Annotated in this window: 16 protein-coding genes and 1 pseudogene; 8 read left to right on the top strand and 9 right to left on the bottom strand. The window is 32.3% G+C overall.

Features of this window, described 5'->3' with window-relative positions; translation table 11 throughout:
• Positions 1–45: 45 nt before the first annotated feature.
• The 6 genes from clpX to AC0L5U_RS12185 form a co-directional block, all read right to left on the bottom strand.
• Positions 46–1,278 (bottom strand): ATP-dependent Clp protease ATP-binding subunit ClpX, encoded by a 1,233-nt coding sequence (gene clpX / locus AC0L5U_RS12160; RefSeq protein ID WP_473416668.1) that lies wholly within the window; start codon positions 1,276–1,278, stop codon positions 46–48.
• A gap of 74 nt (positions 1,279–1,352) precedes the next feature.
• Complete coding sequence (clpP, locus tag AC0L5U_RS12165) at positions 1,353–2,027, bottom strand: ATP-dependent Clp endopeptidase proteolytic subunit ClpP (RefSeq protein ID WP_473416669.1); 675 nt, start codon at positions 2,025–2,027, stop codon at positions 1,353–1,355.
• A 144-nt stretch (positions 2,028–2,171) separates the two neighbouring features.
• Positions 2,172–3,500: a trigger factor gene (tig, locus tag AC0L5U_RS12170; RefSeq protein WP_473416670.1), complete on the bottom strand. Its 1,329-nt coding sequence runs from the start codon at positions 3,498–3,500 to the stop codon at positions 2,172–2,174.
• 94 nt (positions 3,501–3,594) lie between these two features.
• The gene (locus AC0L5U_RS12175; RefSeq protein WP_473416671.1) at positions 3,595–3,942 is read right to left on the bottom strand and encodes a phage holin family protein; all 348 of its coding nucleotides are present in this window, start codon (positions 3,940–3,942) and stop codon (positions 3,595–3,597) included.
• Positions 3,943–3,978: 36 nt separating this feature from the next.
• Entirely contained in the window at positions 3,979–4,743 is a 765-nt protein-coding gene (locus AC0L5U_RS12180; protein ID WP_473416673.1) for an alpha/beta fold hydrolase, read from the bottom strand.
• A 73-nt stretch (positions 4,744–4,816) separates the two neighbouring features.
• Positions 4,817–5,530: a pyridoxine 5'-phosphate synthase gene (locus tag AC0L5U_RS12185; protein ID WP_473416674.1), complete on the bottom strand. Its 714-nt coding sequence runs from the start codon at positions 5,528–5,530 to the stop codon at positions 4,817–4,819.
• Positions 5,531–5,619: 89 nt separating this feature from the next.
• Between AC0L5U_RS12185 and AC0L5U_RS12190 the strand changes: the two genes are divergently transcribed.
• From AC0L5U_RS12190 to murI, 8 genes and pseudogenes are all read left to right on the top strand, one after another.
• Complete coding sequence (locus AC0L5U_RS12190) at positions 5,620–6,279, top strand: CBS domain-containing protein (RefSeq protein ID WP_473416675.1); 660 nt, start codon at positions 5,620–5,622, stop codon at positions 6,277–6,279.
• A 36-nt stretch (positions 6,280–6,315) separates the two neighbouring features.
• Positions 6,316–7,200 (top strand): NAD kinase, encoded by an 885-nt coding sequence (locus AC0L5U_RS12195; protein WP_473416676.1) that lies wholly within the window; start codon positions 6,316–6,318, stop codon positions 7,198–7,200.
• A 132-nt stretch (positions 7,201–7,332) separates the two neighbouring features.
• On the top strand, positions 7,333–7,989 hold the full coding sequence (gene porG / locus AC0L5U_RS12200; protein ID WP_473416677.1) for a type IX secretion system protein PorG: 657 nt from the start codon (positions 7,333–7,335) through the stop codon (positions 7,987–7,989).
• Between the two features lie 56 nt (positions 7,990–8,045).
• Positions 8,046–8,645: pseudogene (gene uppS, locus AC0L5U_RS12205) on the top strand (polyprenyl diphosphate synthase); the annotation flags it as partial.
• A gap of 54 nt (positions 8,646–8,699) precedes the next feature.
• A complete protein-coding gene (locus tag AC0L5U_RS12210) occupies positions 8,700–11,327 on the top strand; it encodes a BamA/OMP85 family outer membrane protein (RefSeq protein WP_473418284.1) in 2,628 nt (875 codons plus the stop codon).
• 175 nt (positions 11,328–11,502) lie between these two features.
• A complete protein-coding gene (locus tag AC0L5U_RS12215) occupies positions 11,503–12,186 on the top strand; it encodes an OmpH/Skp family outer membrane protein (protein WP_473416678.1) in 684 nt (227 codons plus the stop codon).
• A gap of 350 nt (positions 12,187–12,536) precedes the next feature.
• Complete coding sequence (locus tag AC0L5U_RS12220; protein ID WP_473416679.1) at positions 12,537–13,043, top strand: OmpH/Skp family outer membrane protein; 507 nt, start codon at positions 12,537–12,539, stop codon at positions 13,041–13,043.
• Positions 13,044–13,202: 159 nt separating this feature from the next.
• Complete coding sequence (gene murI, locus AC0L5U_RS12225) at positions 13,203–13,982, top strand: glutamate racemase (protein ID WP_473416680.1); 780 nt, start codon at positions 13,203–13,205, stop codon at positions 13,980–13,982.
• Between the two features lie 829 nt (positions 13,983–14,811).
• Here the strand turns inward: murI and AC0L5U_RS12230 are convergent.
• The 3 genes from AC0L5U_RS12230 to AC0L5U_RS12240 are packed head-to-tail and all read right to left on the bottom strand — an operon-like array spanning position 14,812 to position 18,249.
• Positions 14,812–15,327, bottom strand: a complete 516-nt coding sequence (locus AC0L5U_RS12230; protein WP_473416681.1) for a gamma carbonic anhydrase family protein — start codon at positions 15,325–15,327, stop codon at positions 14,812–14,814.
• 18 nt (positions 15,328–15,345) lie between these two features.
• On the bottom strand, positions 15,346–16,080 hold the full coding sequence (locus AC0L5U_RS12235; RefSeq protein WP_473416682.1) for a LytR/AlgR family response regulator transcription factor: 735 nt from the start codon (positions 16,078–16,080) through the stop codon (positions 15,346–15,348).
• Positions 16,081–18,249 carry a tetratricopeptide repeat-containing sensor histidine kinase gene (locus AC0L5U_RS12240; protein WP_473416683.1) on the bottom strand — a complete coding sequence of 723 codons (2,169 nt, stop codon included), beginning with the start codon at positions 18,247–18,249 and terminating at the stop codon, positions 16,081–16,083.
• Between the last annotated feature and the right edge of the window lie 159 nt (positions 18,250–18,408).

Genomic DNA, 18,408 nt, shown 5'->3' on the forward strand with positions numbered 1-18,408 from the left:
TTCTGAATAAACAGAATGCCCTTTAATAGATTATTAATTTAAAATCTACGACACCGCTTTCAATTTCTTAAGTGTTGTCTTAGATAATTTATCCTCAGCATACGCTTTGGTAACATTCAGCTTTTTGTCATTACTACTTGGCAATTCAAACATGGCATCAGTTAAAATTTCTTCACATAACGAACGTAATCCTCTTGCTCCAAGCTTATACTCAATAGCTTTACCTACAATAAACTCTAAAGCACCATCCGTAATAGTAAATTCTATTTCATCCATAGAAAACAGTTTTTTATACTGTTTAATGATAGCATTTTTAGGCTCTGTAAGAATTGCTCTTAATGTTTTAGCATCTAGCGGATCCATATATGTCAATACTGGAAGTCTACCAATAATTTCAGGAATTAACCCAAAATCTTTTAAATCCTTTGGAATAATGTATTGTAGTAAATTTTGTTGATCTATAACCTCATCAGACATTGACGCAGCATAACCAACAGCTTTCATGTTTAAACGTTTAGTAATAACACGCTCAATACCATCAAAAGCACCACCAGCAATAAATAAAATATTTTCAGTATTTACTTCTATAAATTTTTGGTCTGGATGTTTTCTTCCTCCTTTTGGTGGGACATTTACAACAGTACCTTCTAAAAGTTTCAATAAAGCTTGTTGTACGCCTTCTCCAGAAACATCTCTAGTTATAGACGGGTTATCACTTTTTCGAGCAATTTTATCAATTTCATCAATAAAAACGATTCCTTTTTCGGCTTTTTCTAAGTTATAATCTGCAGCTTGCAACAAACGCGTTAAGATACTTTCTACATCTTCTCCAACATACCCCGCTTCAGTAAGCACGGTTGCATCAACAATAGCCAAAGGCACATTAAGCATTCTAGCAACAGTTTTTGCCATCAGGGTTTTACCTGTACCTGTTTGACCAACCATAATGATATTACTTTTTTGGATTTCAATATCATCATTTGAAGGTTGTTGTAACAAACGCTTATAATGATTGTAAACCGCAACAGACATGACTTTTTTAGTCATTTCCTGTCCAATTATGTATTCATCAAGAAACGATTTGATTTGTTGTGGCTTTCTAAGTTTTAATTCAGCAGATAAATCATTGCTATCGTTTTGCTTAGATTCCTCCAAAACAATACCGTGAGCTTGCTCTATACATCTATCACAAATGTGAGCATCTAGACCAGCAATCAATAAGTTGGTTTCGGGTTTTTTCCTGCCACAAAACGAGCATTCTAATTCTTCTTTTGCCATTAATCGTTATATTTTAAGTGCGTAGTTTCACTACTCACATTTTTGATTTTTGAACTTATAAAAGTACAAAAAAATTATTTACGAGCTAAAATCTCGTCTATCATACCGTATTCCTTAGCCTTATCAGCTTTCATCCAGTAGTCTCTATCACTATCTTCATATACTTTGTCGTAATCCTGACCTGAATGCTTACTTATGATTTTATAAAGCTCTTCTTTTAACGTCAAAATTTCTTTTGCAGTAATTTCTATATCACTTGCTTGACCTTGTGCGCCACCCATTGGTTGATGAATCATAACACGAGAATGCGTTAAACCACTACGCTTTCCTTTTGCTCCAGCACACAACAATACAGCTCCCATTGAAGCCGCCATTCCTGTACAAATAGTTGCAACATCTGGTTTGATAAACTGCATGGTATCATAAATACCCAAACCAGCATATACACTTCCTCCTGGAGAATTGATATAGATTTGAATATCTTTTGAAGCATCTGTACTTTCTAAAAACAATAATTGTGCTTGAATGATATTAGCCACCTGATCGTTAATTCCTGTTCCTAGAAATATAATACGATCCATCATTAAACGTGAAAATACATCAAAAATAGCGATGTTCATTTGGCGTTCTTCAATGATATTTGGCGTTAAATTAGTAGGATACATGCTACTAATAATTTTATTGTAGTACGTGCTACTAATGCCTTGATCTTTTATTGCGAATTTTTCGAATTCTTTACCGTAATCCATAGTAGGTTTCTATATTTTTTAGATTATCTCCTTGATTTACACCAAAGTGAATACTATTTTATGTTTAAAAAACTTTTTTATTAGACAAAAATGCGCTTAAATCTTGACGATTTAAGCGCATAAATATAATGAATTATTATTTGATTATTTATCGCCGTAAACTTCTTTAACAAAGTTTTCGTAACTTAATTCTTTTACTTTTAAGTTTGCTTTTTCTTTGTATAATTCAATCAATTTTTGACTAATTAATTGTTCAGAAATTCTACGTGCTTCGTCTTGGTTTCCTAAAACACGAGCAGCTATTCCGTCAAGTTCTTCGTCTGAAGGATTCATTTGTCCAAATTGAGCCATTTGTCCTTTGATCATTTCTTTAGCATGATCTTTTATATCATCTATCGTTACTTGAATACCGTTACCTTCAATCAACTTACCTTCAATTAACTGATAACGTAAGCTTTTTTCAGACTTTTCGTATTCATCTTTAGCTTGTTCCTCATCCATCTCTTTCTCTCCAGCAGTTTGCATCCATTTAGTTAAGAACTCAGCAGGTAAATCAAACTTTGTGGTATCCACTAAATACTCAGTAACATCATTTAAAAGTTTTTGATCAGATTGCTGCACGAACTGTTTTTCAGCATCTTCTTTAATCTTGTCTTTTAATTCAGTTACTGAAGTTACTTCTTTATTAGGAAACAATTTATCAAACAATTCTTGATCTAAATCTGCTAATTCTCTTTTATTAATTTCTGTTATTGTGAAAGACACTTCAATATCTAAACCGTGAGCTTTATCGTGCTCTACTTTTAACGCATGCATTAACTCGTGATCATCTTCATAAAGCCCTTTTGTTTTTAAAACAATAACGTCTCCAACTTTAGCACCAACAAATTGTTTAGCGGTAGATTTACCTTTAAACTTATCTAATGTTAAAGTTACTGTGTTATCAATATCTTCTTCAGTATTTTCATAAACCCCTGTAACCTCGCTGTCTTTTTCAACAGTATTTTGAGATACTAATTTTCCGTACTGTTTTTGAATACGCTCTATTTGCTCATTAATCATTTTATCATCAGCAACAATATTATAATGAGTGATAGCTTTTTTTCCTTTTAATTCTACATCAAATTCTGGAGCTAACCCTAATTCAAATTCAAAAGAAAAACCATCAGCATCCCAATCTATTTCATCTTGAGTCTTTGGTAAAGGTTGCCCTAATACATCTAACTTTTCTTCAGTTAAATATTTATTTAATGCATCTTGAAGTAATTTATTAACCTCATCAACCAAAACAGCTTTTCCGTATTGTTTTTTTACCATCCCCATTGGCACATGTCCTTTTCTAAACCCAGGAATGTTTGCTGTTTTACGGTAATCTGTTAAGATTTTTTCTACTGTATCGCTGTAATCTTCTTTAGCGATATCAACTTTTACTACCGCATTTAATGCATCTACGTTTTCTCTTGTAATATTCATTTCTTATAACTATAATTAGTGTATCTAAAATTGGGTGGCAAAAATACAATATTTTTTACCACCCAACAAAGTTTTTAACTACTTGGTTTTGAGACTATTTTTTATCTTTTTTTAATAAAGAATGCAAAAGCGATTGTAGTATAGATAATAGGATGCTAAATAAAATTGCCCACCAGATACTATCTACAGAAAACCCATTTATAAATTTATCAGCTAGTAGAATTATTAATCCGTTAATTACCAGTAGAAATAAGCCTAAAGTAATTATGGTTACTGGTAAGGTTAAAATAACTAAAAGTGGTTTTATTAAAAGATTTAAAACTGCAAGTACTAAAGCAACGATAATTGCTGTAATATAGTTATCAACTTGCACACCTGTTAAAATGTGAGCCAATGCGAATACGGCGATGGCGTTCAATAAAAGTCTGATTATTAGATTCATATTAATTTATATTTTATCTTAAAAGTACAAAATAATTTATTGTACAAACTCAACAACAGCTTCAAAAAAATCTTTTGGATTTTCAGCATGTAACCAATGTCCTGCATTATTGATTGTTACAATTTCAAACTTTGGAAAATGATTTTTAATGATCCTTTCATCGCCAACCCCTACATATTCAGAGCGATCTCCTCGTAAAAATAGGGTGTCTTTTTCAAACCTTGCATAACTCGGTAATGACTCTCCAACTTCAGCAACTTCATTTTTTAAAACCTCTAGATTTATGCGTAAACCTAATTGTCCTTTTTCTACCCAATACAAATTTTTAAGCAAAAACATTCTAGTTCCGAGGTCTGAAACATATGCACTTAGAGCTTTATCGGCCGCTCCTCTATTTTTAATCACTTCAAAATCTAGAGCACTTAATCCCTCCAAAATTGCATCGTGATGCACAGGATAAAAACGTGGTGAAATATCTGCGACTAATAATTTTGAAACTAACTCCGGATATTCAGTAGCAAATAACATTGCTGTTTTTCCACCCATGGAATGCCCTAAGAGGATTATATCGTCTATTTCTTTAGCTTCACAGTAATTTTTTAAATCTTCTGCAAGTACTTCATAACTAAATTCATCTGCATGAAAACTATGTCCGTGATTTCTCTGATCTACTAAATGGACTTCAAAACCTAATTCAGACAGGTTTTTGCCATGAGTTTTCCAATTATCACTCATCCCCAAAAACCCATGTAGAATTACTAATGGTTTCCCTGTTCCTAAAATATTTGAATGTAATATCATAAAACCTCCCTTAATCCCTCCATGAGAAGGAAAACTGTTGTGTAATTAATGATTATTGAATACTGGTAAAAACTTATTTCAACTTATGCAAATACATTTGTATTACATTTTCTACACCTAAATATAAACTTTCGGCAATTAGAGCATGTCCTATAGATACTTCTAAAAGGTCAGGAATGTTTTCTTTGAAAAACTGAATATTATCCAACGATAAATCATGACCTGCATTAATACCTAAATCTAATTCATTTGCTAAAATAGCACTTTCTGTATAGGGTTTTATGCCTTCATTATTCCCCAAACTAAATTGATGCGCAAATCCTTCTGTATATAATTCAATGCGATCTGTTCCTGTAGCTTTTGCACCTTCTATTTGTTTTAAAACTGGATCTACAAAAATTGAAGTTCTGATGCCATTACTTTGAAATTCTGCAATCACATCAACTAAAAAGTCTTTATGTTTAACAGTATCCCAACCTGCATTACTTGTAATAGCATCTTCTGCATCTGGCACCAAAGTTACCTGTGTAGGTTTTACGCTTAATACTAAATCTACAAATGATGCTACTGGATTACCTTCAATATTATATTCGGTGTAAACTTCTGGTTTCAAATCTCTCGCATCTTGATAACGAATGTGGCGCTCATCTGGTCTTGGATGAATAGTAACACCTTCCGCACCAAAACGTTGCACATCTTTTGCAAAATCCACCACATTTGGCACTTCGCCACCTCTCGAATTTCTTAATGTTGCTATCTTATTGATATTTACACTTAACTTTGTCATCAAATTATAATTTAAACAACAAAAATACAAAGTAGAACAGGCTTAAATGCTATTTTTTTGATTAATTTGCAATACAACAAGTATTCAATATGAAACTTTCAGAATTCATTATAAATGATATAAAACCACTAAGTAGTGACAGTAAAATAAGTGAATTGCAACAGCTTTTCAACCAGCTTACCTATTCTCATATTCCTATTAAAGATGAAAACGGCGTGTTTTTAGGTACTTTTTTTGAAACCGATGTGCATTGCTTTGAAAGTAATAAAACTGTTAAAGACTACTTGTATGCCATTGAAGATTTCTTTGTAAAAGAAAAAACCATGTGGCTAGATGTTTTAGAAGCTTTTGCTCAAAACTCTGCGAATATTATGCCTATTTTAAATGAACAAGGTAATTATCTTGGCTATTATGAACTTAATGATGTTATAGGATTATTTAACGAATCACCATTTTTCTATGAAGCTGGAGGTATTTTAGTAGTTGAAAAAGGTATTAACGATTATTCTTTTAGTGAAATTAGCCAAATTGTAGAATCTAATAACGGTAAGCTTTTAGGGGCATTTGTTTCAAAAATGCAAAACGACATTGTACAAGTCACCCTTAAAATTGGCAATAGTAGTTTAAATGACATAATACAAACTTTTAGACGCTACAGCTATAATATTGCATCTGGTCATGAAGAAGATAGTTTTACGCAAAGCTTAAAAGATCGATCGGATTATTTAAATAGATACCTAAACATTTAAGGTGTTTAGCAACTGAAAATTAATAAAAACAAACACATGAAAATTGCCGTTTTTGGACGTTTCAATAATAAATACACATTGACTTCGGTAGATACATTACTAAATTATGTGTCAAAAAAAGATATTGAAGTCTATATTGAAGCCGAATTTTCAGAACTTATAAAATCCGTCTCTTCAAAAAGAGCATTTTACGATACTTTTAAAACTTTTGATGATTTAGATGAATCGTATGATTTATTAATAAGTATTGGTGGTGATGGTACTATTTTGCGTGCCATTATGTTTGTAATGCAACTTGACATTCCTATAGTTGGTATAAATACAGGGCGATTAGGCTTTTTAGCCACTATACAAGTTGAAGATATTGAAAAAGCAATTCAGAATATCATAGACGGTCGCTATAAAATTTCAGAGCGTAGTTTGTTGGCTGTTGAAACTTCTCCCGAAAACAAAGATATTTTAGAAGTAAATTTTGCACTTAACGAAGTTGCAGTCAGCAGAAAAAACACTACTTCTATGATAACTGTTGAAACACTTTTAGATGATGAATACTTAACTTCTTATTGGAGTGATGGTTTAATAGTTTCCACACCTACAGGCTCTACTGGCTATTCTCTGAGTTGTGGCGGCCCAGTAATTACTCCGGGTGCGAATACATTTATTTTAACACCTATAGCACCGCATAATTTAAGCGCAAGACCTTTAGTTATTCCAGATTCTACTGAAATTCAACTAAAAGTAAGCGGTCGTGAAGAGCAACATTTAATATCTCTAGATTCAAGAATTGCGACTTTAGATAATGATACAATTATCACAATTAGAAAAGCAGACTTTAAAATAAAAATGATTGATTTATTAGATGAAAGCTTTTTAAAAACACTCCGTAAAAAAATGCTTTGGGGAGAAGACAACCGCAATTAACTACGCAATAATTCACTATAAATTCAGTTTTACACTCATACTATTCAATTCAAATTGTAATAGGCTCATCTTATTTATTATATTTGCAAACTTTAAATGGCTATGCGGTACGTAAACCTATTAATTATTAGCATGTTAACAGTGCAATTAAGTTTCTCTCAAATCAATGAAATTGGTATTTTTGTAGGAGGGAGTAACTTTATTGGAGATGTTGGCGCAACCGATTATATTTCACCTAATCAATCAGCTTTTGGTGGTATTTATAAATGGAACAGAAGTGCGAGACATTCTTACAGAATAACTATGATTTTTAGTGAGCTTGAAGGCGTAGATACTAACTCAGACGATCCAAGACGTCAACAACGTAGTTATAGCTTTAATACCAATATCTTTGAAGTATCAGCAGGTATGGAATTCACCTTCTTAGACTTTAATTTACATAATAGAAAGCCTGTAGCAACACCATACCTATATACTGGGATAAGTATTGCTAGCCATGATAATAATTACTTTAATAGTGGTGTTCTTACTTCTGAAAATAGTAAAAGTTGGGCATGGGGCATACCAATGACATTAGGTTTCAAAATGCGTTTTATAGAAAATTTTATTTTAGGAGCTGAAGTTGGTGCTCGCTTTACATTCACAGATGAAATTGATGGCAATATCCCTGATGCAAAATTTAGAGAATCTTTTCAATTTGGGAATATAAATAATAATGATTGGTATGTATTTTCTGGAATTACCTTAACTTACACCTTTGGTCAAAACCCCTGTTATTGCGTCAACTAATGGATTTAAAAGACAATATACTCCTTAAAGCTTTACCCAAGCATATCGCTATTATAATGGATGGTAATGGTAGGTGGGCAAAGCAAAAAGGCATGCTAAGAGCTTTTGGTCATGAAAACGGTACTAAATCTGTTAGAGAAGCTGTTGAAACATGTGCAGAATTAGGTGTTAATAATTTAACACTTTATGCATTTTCTACCGAAAACTGGAAACGACCAAAATTAGAGGTAAAAACCCTTATGAAGTTATTAATTTCTTCATTAAAAAAGGAAATAAAGACACTTCAAGACAACAACATAAAACTAACAGCTATTGGCAACTTAAATTTACTACCAAAGCAAGTATACAAAGAGTTAACAGATGTTATGAACTCTACAAAAGCCAATAGCAGAATGACGTTAACTTTGGCATTAAGCTACGGTTCTAGGGAAGAATTGTTAAACGCCGTTAAAGAAATTAGCAATAAAGTTAAAAATAACATAATTTCGCCCGAAAATATTGATGAATCAATTATAAATAAGCATCTTTACACGCAAAATTTACCAGACGTAGACTTGCTTATTAGAACAAGCGGAGAGCAACGTATTAGTAATTTTTTGCTTTGGCAAATAGCTTATGCCGAATTGTATTTTACTGATACACTTTGGCCAGATTTTACAAAACAAGATTTGTATAAAGCTATTATAGAATATCAAAAAGAGAAAGACGATTTGGGAAAACAAGTGAACAACTTAGCTAATACATTTTTATTGAAAACGAACTTAAAACAATGTATTGCAATAGTAATTATTGCGTTTAGCTTCACGGGTTATGGGCAGGACATACAATACGATAATGGTAAAAAATACACTTTAGGTGGTGTTTCTGTTTCTGGAGACACTAGTTTTAACGAACAAACTATAGTCGCATATTCTGGTTTAAGAAAAGGCAATGAAATTACCATTCCAGGAGAAGATATTGCAAATGCTATAAAAAAACTTTGGAACTCAAAACTTTTTAGTGATATTGAAATATACCTTAAAAATATTGAAGGTAACTCGGCATTCTTAGAAATTCACTTATCCGATTTGCCACAATTACTTGAAGTAAAAGTCACCGGTGTTAAAAAAGGTAAAATTGAAGGTATTATAAATGACAATAAACTAAAAAAAGGAACAAAAGTTACCGAAAACCTTATCACTACTACAAAAAACTTTTTAGTTAAGAAGTATAAAAAAGATGGTTTTTACAATACTAAGGTTAACATAAACACCATTGAAGTAAAAGATACCATAGAAAAAGCCAGAGTTAATATGGTAGTTGCTATAGATAAGGGTGAAAAAGTAAAAATTAAAGATATTACTTTTGAAGGAAATACTGCTTTAAAAGAAAAGGTACTCAGAAAAGCAATGAAGAGCACTAAAAAAATCAATCGATTACGAATTTTAAAACGTTCTAAATTTATTGATTCTGCATATCAGGCAGATTTATCTAGTGTTGTGGATAAATTTGCTGAAAACGGCTATCGTGATGCTCGTATAATTTCTGATAGTATTAGTGTAAATGATGATAAAACTATTTCAATTCATATTAAATTAGAAGAAGGGGAACTTTATAAATTTGGAGACATCAAATTTATTGGTAATACTATTTACACAGACAGACAATTGAATAGGTATCTAAGAATTAACAAAGGAGACACTTACAATGGAGTATTGCTCGAAAAACGCATTCAAGATAACACAAAACCTGATGGTGATGACATTGCGAATTTATACCAAAATAATGGGTATTTGTTTTCATCTATAAACCCAGTTGAAGTCAGTGCAGATAATAATGTTATTGACATGGAAATTCGTGTTTCTGAAGGAAAGCCTGCCTATTTTAATAATGTATCTGTTACTGGAAATGACAAAACGAATGACCACGTAATATATAGAGAGTTAAGAACGCGTCCTGGACAATTATACAGTAAAGCCAATGTGGTGCGTACAGTTCGTGAATTAGGACAACTAGGCTTTTTTGATGCTCAAGAAATTTCACCTAATTTTAATAACCCAAACCCAAACGAAGGTACTATTGACATGGAATACTCAGTTAAAGAAACTGGATCTAGTCAAATAGAATTACAAGGTGGTTATGGTGGTGGTGGTTTTATTGGTACTCTTGGGTTAAGTTTCAATAATTTCTCTATAAAAGATATATTTAATAAAAAGGCTTACAGACCGATCCCAATGGGAGATGGTCAAAAAGTAGCATTACGTTTACAAGCAAGTCAATTTTTTCAAACCTATAGCTTTTCATTTTCAGAGCCTTGGTTAGGAGGTAAACGTCCTGTACAGTTTTCGTCTTCACTATCTCATTCAAAACAATTTAGATTTAACCCTTTAAGCAGAAGGCCTGATAAAAATCAAAGTTTTAATATTACGGGAATCACTTTTGGACTAGCAAAACGTTTATCTGTACCTGATGATTATTTTACGTTATCGCAATCTGTAAGTTATCAACATTATGACATTAACAACTATAACATTGGCTTGTTTAGTTTCAGTAATGGTAGTGCACAAACCTTATCCTATACTGTTGGTTTATCAAGAAATAATACAAGAGTAGATCCTATATTCCCAACTGGGGGTTCAAATTTTTCAATAACGGGTAAATTTTCTCCACCGTATTCTTTGTTTGATAGCGTTGATTATTCTGAGTTAAAGGATGAGCAAGATGCGAATACATTAATTATAAATGACTCTTCTCAACCTGAAGCAGACAGAATAGCTGCAAATGCTAGAAATACAGAAATAGACCAACAACGTTTTAAATGGCTAGAGTTTTATAAAATTAACTTCAAGGCAGATTGGTATACATCTCTTGCAAAGGTGGGTAAAAATGATTTAGTACTGAGGCCAAGTGTGGAGTTTGGTTTTTTAGGTGCCTATAATAATGATAGAGGGGTAATTCCTTTTGAACGTTTCTTTGTTGGTGGTGATGGCTTAGGAAACTTTGCTTTGGATGGCAGACAAGTTGTGCAGCTAAGAGGTTATCCAAATCAATCCCTTTCTACCAGAGACGGTGGAAGTATTTATAACAAGTTTTCATTAGAGTTACGCTATCCTATTACATTAGCAGCTTCAGCCAAGATTTATGCCTTAGGTTTTATGGAAGGTGGTTCATCAGTTAATAGTTTTAGAGATTTTAATCCGTTTAACCTTCAGCGTTCAGCTGGTTTGGGTGTTCGTATTTTTATGCCAGCATTTGGTTTATTAGGTATCGACTTTGGACGTCGTTTTGATGACATTCCAGGACAGCCAGGATCTGCTGGAAATTGGGAAACACATTTTATTATTGGACAACAATTTTAACTGATAAATTAGTTTTGGCACGATATTTTCTAATAACACTTTGATGATTTGAATGAGAATTAAAATTTTTAAGATTAAATTTCGTTAATTTTGAAGATACGATTCAAAAAGTAGACAGAAAACATGAAATCATCTGTCGTTTTTAGAATTTATAAAATATAAAACAGAAACACAGATGAAAAATAAAGTTCTTTTTTTATTGACATTAGTAGTTATGCTGAGTATTTCGGTGCATGCCCAACGTGGTGTAAGAATTGCATATATTGATACCGAGTATATTTTAGAGAAAGTTCCCGAATATCAGGAAGCCATGGGCCAGTTAGATAATAAAGCCCAAAAATGGAAAAACGAAATTCAAGGTAAATTATCTGAAATTGCTCAAAAACGTAAAGACCTAAGTAACGAGAAAGTACTTTTAACTAAAGAACTTATTGAGGAGCGTGAGGAAGACATCACATTTGAAGAAAAAGAAATTTTAGATTATCAGCAGAAACGTTTTGGACCAAATGGCGATTTAATGATTCAACAAAAACAGTTGATGCAGCCAATTCAAGATCAAATTTTCGCAGCAGTTCAAGATATGGCAGCAAGTAGGAAATATGATTTTATTTTTGATAAATCTGCAGATGTTGTGATGTTGTATTCAGCAAATAGGTTCGATATTAGCGAGCAAGTTTTAAGAGCCATCACAAGATCGTCTAAAAGAAAACAAGCACAGTCTAAAGCTGAAAGAAAAGCAGCTGAAAGTGAAGAAGCAGTTCCAGAAATTAATTATGAATTAGAGGAACGCGAAAAGGCTTTAGAAGAAAAAAACAAGCACGTGAAAGTGCAGTTGAAAAACGCAGACAAGAAATATTAGATGCGCGCAATGCCAAGAAAAAAGAAGCAGAAGCTAAACGTCTAAAAATAATAGAAGATAGAGAAAAAGCGAAACAAGCAAAATTAGATGCTCGAAACAAAGCAATAGCTACTCAAAATGAAGATGGAGATAAAAAAGAAGTAACAACAACTAATAGTGCAAAAACTGAAACAAAAACTAGAGCACAATTAATTGAAGAGAACAGACAAAAGAAACTAAAAGACAGAGAAGACCGTAAAAAAGCTCTAGAAGCAAAAAAGAAGAAAATACTCGAGGACAGACAAAAAGCTAAAGATAGCTTGAATAACAATTAAATTTAAAAATTATAACACATTAATACTATTTTGAAAATGAAACATTTAAAAACAATTTTATTAGCAACTGCTTTATGTATAGGAACCATCAGCTTTTCTGGTGCTCAAAGCAAAATTGCACATATAAACACACAAGAATTGATTCAAGCAATGCCTGCTATGAAAAAAGCTAAAGCTGATTTAGAAACTCTTTCTAAAACCTATCAAACTGAATTACAAAGTTTAGGTGCCGAATTCCAAAAGAAAGTGCAACTTTATGATTCTGAAGCAGCTACAAAAACTAAAGAAGAAAATACAGTTCGTGCAAAAGAAGTACAAACAATGGAACAAAGTATCCGTGAGTACCAACAAAAAGCTCAACAAGATTTACAGAAAAAAGAGTTTGATTTATTAAAACCTATTACTGACGATGCAAAAACAGCTATCTTAAAAGTAGCTAGAGCACAAGGTTTTGATTATGTTTTAGACTCTTCACAAGGTGTAACTATCATGGCAGATGGTAAAAATTTACTAGATGACGTAAAAAAGTCTTTAGGAATTTAATCTACTCATAAATAACTTACTTAAAGCTGCTTTTAACGAAGCAGCTTTTTTATTTAGTGAAACTTTCATTACATTTAATTGCAATGAAATAGTTGAACTTATTCTGATGAAAATCAGGATCTCTTTATATACCTTAGCAAGGTTTAAGTTTTAAATTAAATGAGTAATAATCCTATTGGTATTTTTGATTCTGGAGTTGGAGGCACTTCCATATTGAAAGAGATTCATCAACTTTTGCCAAATGAAAACACTATTTATTTAGCCGATAGTTTAAATGCACCTTATGGCCCAAAAGGCCCTAAAATAATTACAGAATTAAGTATTAAAAATACAGAGTTACTGATAAGTAAAAACTGTAAGCTTATAGTTGTAGCCTGTAACACCGCTACTACCAATGCTATTGATTACTTACGCCAAAACTATGATATCCCTTTTATTGGTATTGAGCCAGCTATAAAACCTGCTGCTTTAAACACTAAAACAAATGCCATAGGTATTCTAGCTACAAAAGGCACTTTATCTAGCGCTTTATTTTCCAAAACTTCTGGACTGTTTGCTAATCATATAAAAGTTATTGAACAAGTTGGAGAAGGCATTGTAGAGCTTATTGAAAGTGGTAAATTACATTCTGATGAAATGAAAGCACTTTTATTAGAATATTTAAAACCAATGCTAACTGCTAATATTGATTACCTAGTTTTAGGCTGCACACATTACCCTTATTTGATACCAATATTAATAGATTTATTACCTAAGCACGTTAAAATTATAGATTCTGGGGAAGCAGTTGCAAGGCAGACTAAGGTAGTATTGGAAAAATATAATTTACTGAATACATCGATTTTAAGAGTGAAAAACGAGTTTTTTACTAATGGGAATGTTGAGGTTATGACCACTCTTTTGGATTCTAAATTTGGTGTTGAATATTTGGATTTTTAATTGAAGTTTTACATTTAATTAGGTAGTGACAAAAAAATTATCTTTACGGGATAACAACGATAAAGAACTTACCATATCCTGATTTATTTACGGGATATGAAACATAAAAGTTATTATGTAACTAGTTAGAACCAATTAAAAAATGAGATATTTCCTAACTACAGCGACTCTCGCATTACTTTTTCCTGCTCAAATTTTGAACAAATTAATGAGGAAAGAATTCTAAAAATTGGACACGAGATTTTAAATAACCCCCCAGAAAAAGGCTCCTCATACAATCATCCTGAAATACGAATTAGGAAAGGTCTTAATGCTAAATTGATAGAATTAACCGATAACATGAATACATATGTACTTAATATAAAAAAATGCGATTTTTCTAAACCATATGGTGACAATAAAGCTGATTGCGTTCTTGAAATTGATACCGATTACAAAGACATTGGAATTAGATTAAAATATCAGAAAAAATACGATACATATGATGTGCTTGGCTACATGACCCTAATGAATATGAATAACGATGAAAATTAAAAAACTGATGCTAACATGAGGATATAACATATAAAAAGTAGCAAATTCCAACTTTCTTTTCAAAACTTTTACATTTGCGAACACTAATGTAATTACAAACTAGATACTGCTTATGCAGATGGGTTAACGTTAGAGATTGAGGTTCCGAAGCTTCGGGATTGAAGCTCTTTTTGGGTTGTTGCACCTGTACTAAACTAAAAAGCGACTGCCGAAATATTTACATTCATGAGTTCATTAATTCAAAATATAAACCAACGAATAAAGTCCGACTCCTTTTTGGGGTAACGCCACAAAACTACTCCTTAAACCAACTAGAGTATTTAATATAAGCATCTGCAATTCGGTTAATTTCTCCAGAAACGTGTGCTTCACTAACATTTTTTACTTTTTTTGCTGGAACACCGGCATAAATACTGCCTGCTTCTACTCTAGTATTTTGGGTAATTACAGCTCCTGCAGCAATTATGCTGTTACTTTCTACCACGCAACCATCCATAATAATACTACCCATGCCTACCAAAACATTATCGTGAATAGTGCAACCGTGAATAAGGGCGTTGTGACCAATTGAAACGTTATTGCCTATGGTTGTGGCAGACTTTTGATAGGTACCATGGATAACCACACCATCTTGGACGTTTACCTTGTTGCCCATTTTTATAAAGTTTACATCGCCACGTACTACGGCACTAAACCAAATGCTGCATTGATTTCCCATAGTGACTTCTCCTACTATAGTTGCGTTTTCGGCTACAAAACAATCTTCTGGGATTATAGGTGTTTTTCCTCTTACTGGTTTTATTACTGGCATGGTTTGATTAGTTACTGGTTATTTGAAAAAAGATAGTAAATCTGATTTTTTGGAAGCTGATACCATGATTTCTTTTCCGTTACTTAATATCACGCTTCCGCCTTTTCCTTTTTGGTATTTTACTACTTCGTTTACATTTACAAGATACGACTTATGTACACGGGCAAAACTTGAGTTACTTAAGGCTTCTTCAAAATATTTTAACGTTTTACTTACTATTTTTCGTTTGTTGTTGTTGAGATAGATTTCGGTGTAATTATCATCGGCTTTACAGTATAAAATATCAGCGGTGTTTAACACCTCAAATCCGCTTTGTTGTGGGATGGTAATTTTACCATTAATTGCCGATGTTTTGGGTATTAGCACCTCGTCTTGTAATGCGTTTTCTTTGATTTTTATTTCGGTTACATAATCTACCGCTTTTATCAATTCATCTATAGAAATTGGTTTCATTAAATAATATGAAGCGTGTGCATTTAAAGCTTCTATAGCATAATGGTTGTAGGCAGTCACAAAAATGGTTTCAAAATCTACATCGCCTACTTTTTCTAAAAGATCAAAGGCATTTCCATAGGGCATTTCTACATCTAAAAATACGAGATCTAAATCGTTGTTTCGAATTAAAACTAAAGCTTCGTCTACGTTTTCAGCTTCTCCAAAAACTTCAACATTCGGGCAATACTTTTGCAGGTAATTTTTTAAAATTTGTCTGCTAGTTTCTTCGTCTTCTACTATTATTGCTTTTAGCTTCATTTAATCCTTTTTAAGAGTTACAACTACTTTAGTTCCTGCATCTTCTTCATCTTGAAAATCGTCAACAAACACGTCTACTTTATCTTTATACATGTTGTTTAAAATTGAAACACGCTTTTTGATATTGCCCATCCCCTTAGAGTTTTGTTTTTGTTGGTGTTCTGTTTTTAGAGCTTTTGATTTTTTTCGTCCAATACCATCATCTGCAATTGTAATTTGTATTTCATCATTATTGGTTTGTGAAATATCAATGTTCAATTGTCCTTTTTCCTTTTTGTAACGCAGCCCGTGCCATACGGCGTTTTCAATATAGGGTTGTAACAACATTGGCGGAATTACAAAATCGTTTACATTAATTTTTTCATCAACATTTATAGTATAATCAAATTTATCTTGAAATCTAAAATGTTCTAATTGAGTGTATAACTGCAATAGTTCAATTTCTTTCTCTAACGGAATAAAATCTTCTTCGCTATTTTCTAAAACGGAACGCATTAGTTTTGAAAAATCGGTTAAATATTTATTGGCAGTTCGTTCATCATTTGAAGCAATAAAGCTATTTACAGAATTTAAAGCATTGAATATAAAATGCGGATTCATTTGACTTCTCAACGATTTTAAGGCCAACAAATTATTAGCCAAACGCTGTTGCTTGATGTATTTAAACATTAAAAATGCGGTAAGCAATAGTAGAAAAACACCACCTATTAGCGAATAGATAATTATTGTTTGACGTTTGGATTGCTCAATAGTGAGCAAATAATTACTTTCTGAAAGTTCTCTATCGCTTTCTAAACTTGTAATTCTGTTTTGTTTTGCCACCAAATCTTTACTAAATCTTGAAGCTTGAGATATTTGCTGCTCTTTTTTTACAACAAGTTTATCTACAACATCTACATACTGTTGATAAGCTAAAAGTGCCTTATTAAAGTCTCCCGTTGTCTCATAAACCTCAGATAATCTTCTCGTGGCATCTTTTTTTACAATTAAATCTTCTCTAGTATTGGCTTCTTCAATACTTTTTTCCAAATAGGTAATTGCGTTATCATAATCGTTTTGTTGCGCATAAGCTCTCCCTATTTTATAATTTTGTCTTTGAGATGTTAAGGTGCTCTCGTTATCTAAAATAGAATCAGTTTCTATATCATTAATATCTTCTAGAGCCTGTTTACGGAGTTCAATTTCACTTGAATATAAATTATTACTATTTTTAAAATCGGCAACTTTATCTTTTTCTTCTAGTGCTCTTCTTTTGTTTTGGGTATTTGCAAGTTGTAAAGATTTGTCAAAATATTCTTCGGCTTCAGCTACTTCACCTTTATTACTTAAAACTTGAGCAATTTTAGAATTCAAATCAGTTACTTTTGGTGCTATTAAATGCTTTTGCGCTTTCTTTAACCCTTCTTGATAAGCTTTAACCGCAGCATCATAGTTATTGATGATTTGATACACATCTCCCAAACCTTCATAAAGCGTCACCAATTGGTAGTTTGAAAGTTCTCGCTTATTGATACTATTATATTCCTGAATACTTTCTTGGTAATTTTTATTTTGCTTATAAGCTTCCGCCAATTTTAACCTAACCTCATTTGTACTCGTATTAGTTAAGCTATTTCTATAATTTGAAACTGCTAAATCTGGCTGTTTCCAGTACCCATTAATATCGCCTAAAACCTCATAGGCTTCTGCGTTTTCTTTTTTAGAATTACTTAAATCTAATGCTTCGGCTATAAACTGAATACTCTTTTTTGCATCCTTTTTAAGATAGGTTTCAGCGGAATCTATAAACCAATTAAATTGAGGTGCTTCAGATTTTTTAGAGCGCTTGCTTATAAATTTCTCCTCTTTACTAGGTTCAACCTCAACAATAATGCGCTCGTTACTTTTAATGATGTAATATACTGTTTCAAAATCCTTATGCCTTATTGTTAATTCGTCACCCTTTCTTGCTTGAATTCTAAATTTACCAAACATATCGGTAGTTGTGTAAGAACCACCATTAACCTCAATATTAACATTAGCAATTGGCTCTCGAGTATCTTGCTCAATAACCGAACCTCTTACAGTAAACTGAAGTGTCTCGTCTACAAGATTAAAATCCTGCGCTTGCAGCCCAAAGCCGCTAAACGTCAAACATAAAAGCAATATGTATTTAAAATGTAATTGCATCAACTATTTTATAGAAGCTAAACTTACGCACTTTCGTTGGTATATTAAAATTGTAAAAGTGAAGAATCTTCACTTTTACCTCACAATCCCTCTTCTTTACACATTCAACTCCTCTATTCGCTCATTGAAATGGCCGCCTTACTCATTCTGCTTTTTTTA

It is taken from the genome of Jejuia sp. G7-7, assembly GCF_055808955.1.

Excerpts from the sequence above, each read along its gene's own strand:
- clpP (WP_473416669.1), bottom strand. The coding sequence starts at position 2,027 with ATGGATTACGGTAAAGAATTCGAAAAATTCGCAATAAAAGATCAAGGC.
- AC0L5U_RS12185 (WP_473416674.1), bottom strand. The coding sequence starts at position 5,530 with ATGACAAAGTTAAGTGTAAATATCAATAAGATAGCAACATTAAGAAAT.
- AC0L5U_RS12220 (WP_473416679.1), top strand. The coding sequence starts at position 12,537 with ATGAAACATTTAAAAACAATTTTATTAGCAACTGCTTTATGTATAGGA.
- AC0L5U_RS12190 (WP_473416675.1), top strand. The coding sequence starts at position 5,620 with ATGAAACTTTCAGAATTCATTATAAATGATATAAAACCACTAAGTAGT.
- clpX (WP_473416668.1), bottom strand. The coding sequence starts at position 1,278 with ATGGCAAAAGAAGAATTAGAATGCTCGTTTTGTGGCAGGAAAAAACCC.
- tig (WP_473416670.1), bottom strand. The coding sequence starts at position 3,500 with ATGAATATTACAAGAGAAAACGTAGATGCATTAAATGCGGTAGTAAAA.
- porG (WP_473416677.1), top strand. The coding sequence starts at position 7,333 with ATGTTAACAGTGCAATTAAGTTTCTCTCAAATCAATGAAATTGGTATT.
- AC0L5U_RS12180 (WP_473416673.1), bottom strand. The coding sequence starts at position 4,743 with ATGATATTACATTCAAATATTTTAGGAACAGGGAAACCATTAGTAATT.
- AC0L5U_RS12230 (WP_473416681.1), bottom strand. The coding sequence starts at position 15,327 with ATGCCAGTAATAAAACCAGTAAGAGGAAAAACACCTATAATCCCAGAA.
- AC0L5U_RS12235 (WP_473416682.1), bottom strand. The coding sequence starts at position 16,080 with ATGAAGCTAAAAGCAATAATAGTAGAAGACGAAGAAACTAGCAGACAA.
- AC0L5U_RS12175 (WP_473416671.1), bottom strand. The coding sequence starts at position 3,942 with ATGAATCTAATAATCAGACTTTTATTGAACGCCATCGCCGTATTCGCA.
- AC0L5U_RS12195 (WP_473416676.1), top strand. The coding sequence starts at position 6,316 with ATGAAAATTGCCGTTTTTGGACGTTTCAATAATAAATACACATTGACT.
- AC0L5U_RS12215 (WP_473416678.1), top strand. The coding sequence starts at position 11,503 with ATGAAAAATAAAGTTCTTTTTTTATTGACATTAGTAGTTATGCTGAGT.
- murI (WP_473416680.1), top strand. The coding sequence starts at position 13,203 with ATGAGTAATAATCCTATTGGTATTTTTGATTCTGGAGTTGGAGGCACT.
- AC0L5U_RS12240 (WP_473416683.1), bottom strand. The coding sequence starts at position 18,249 with ATGCAATTACATTTTAAATACATATTGCTTTTATGTTTGACGTTTAGC.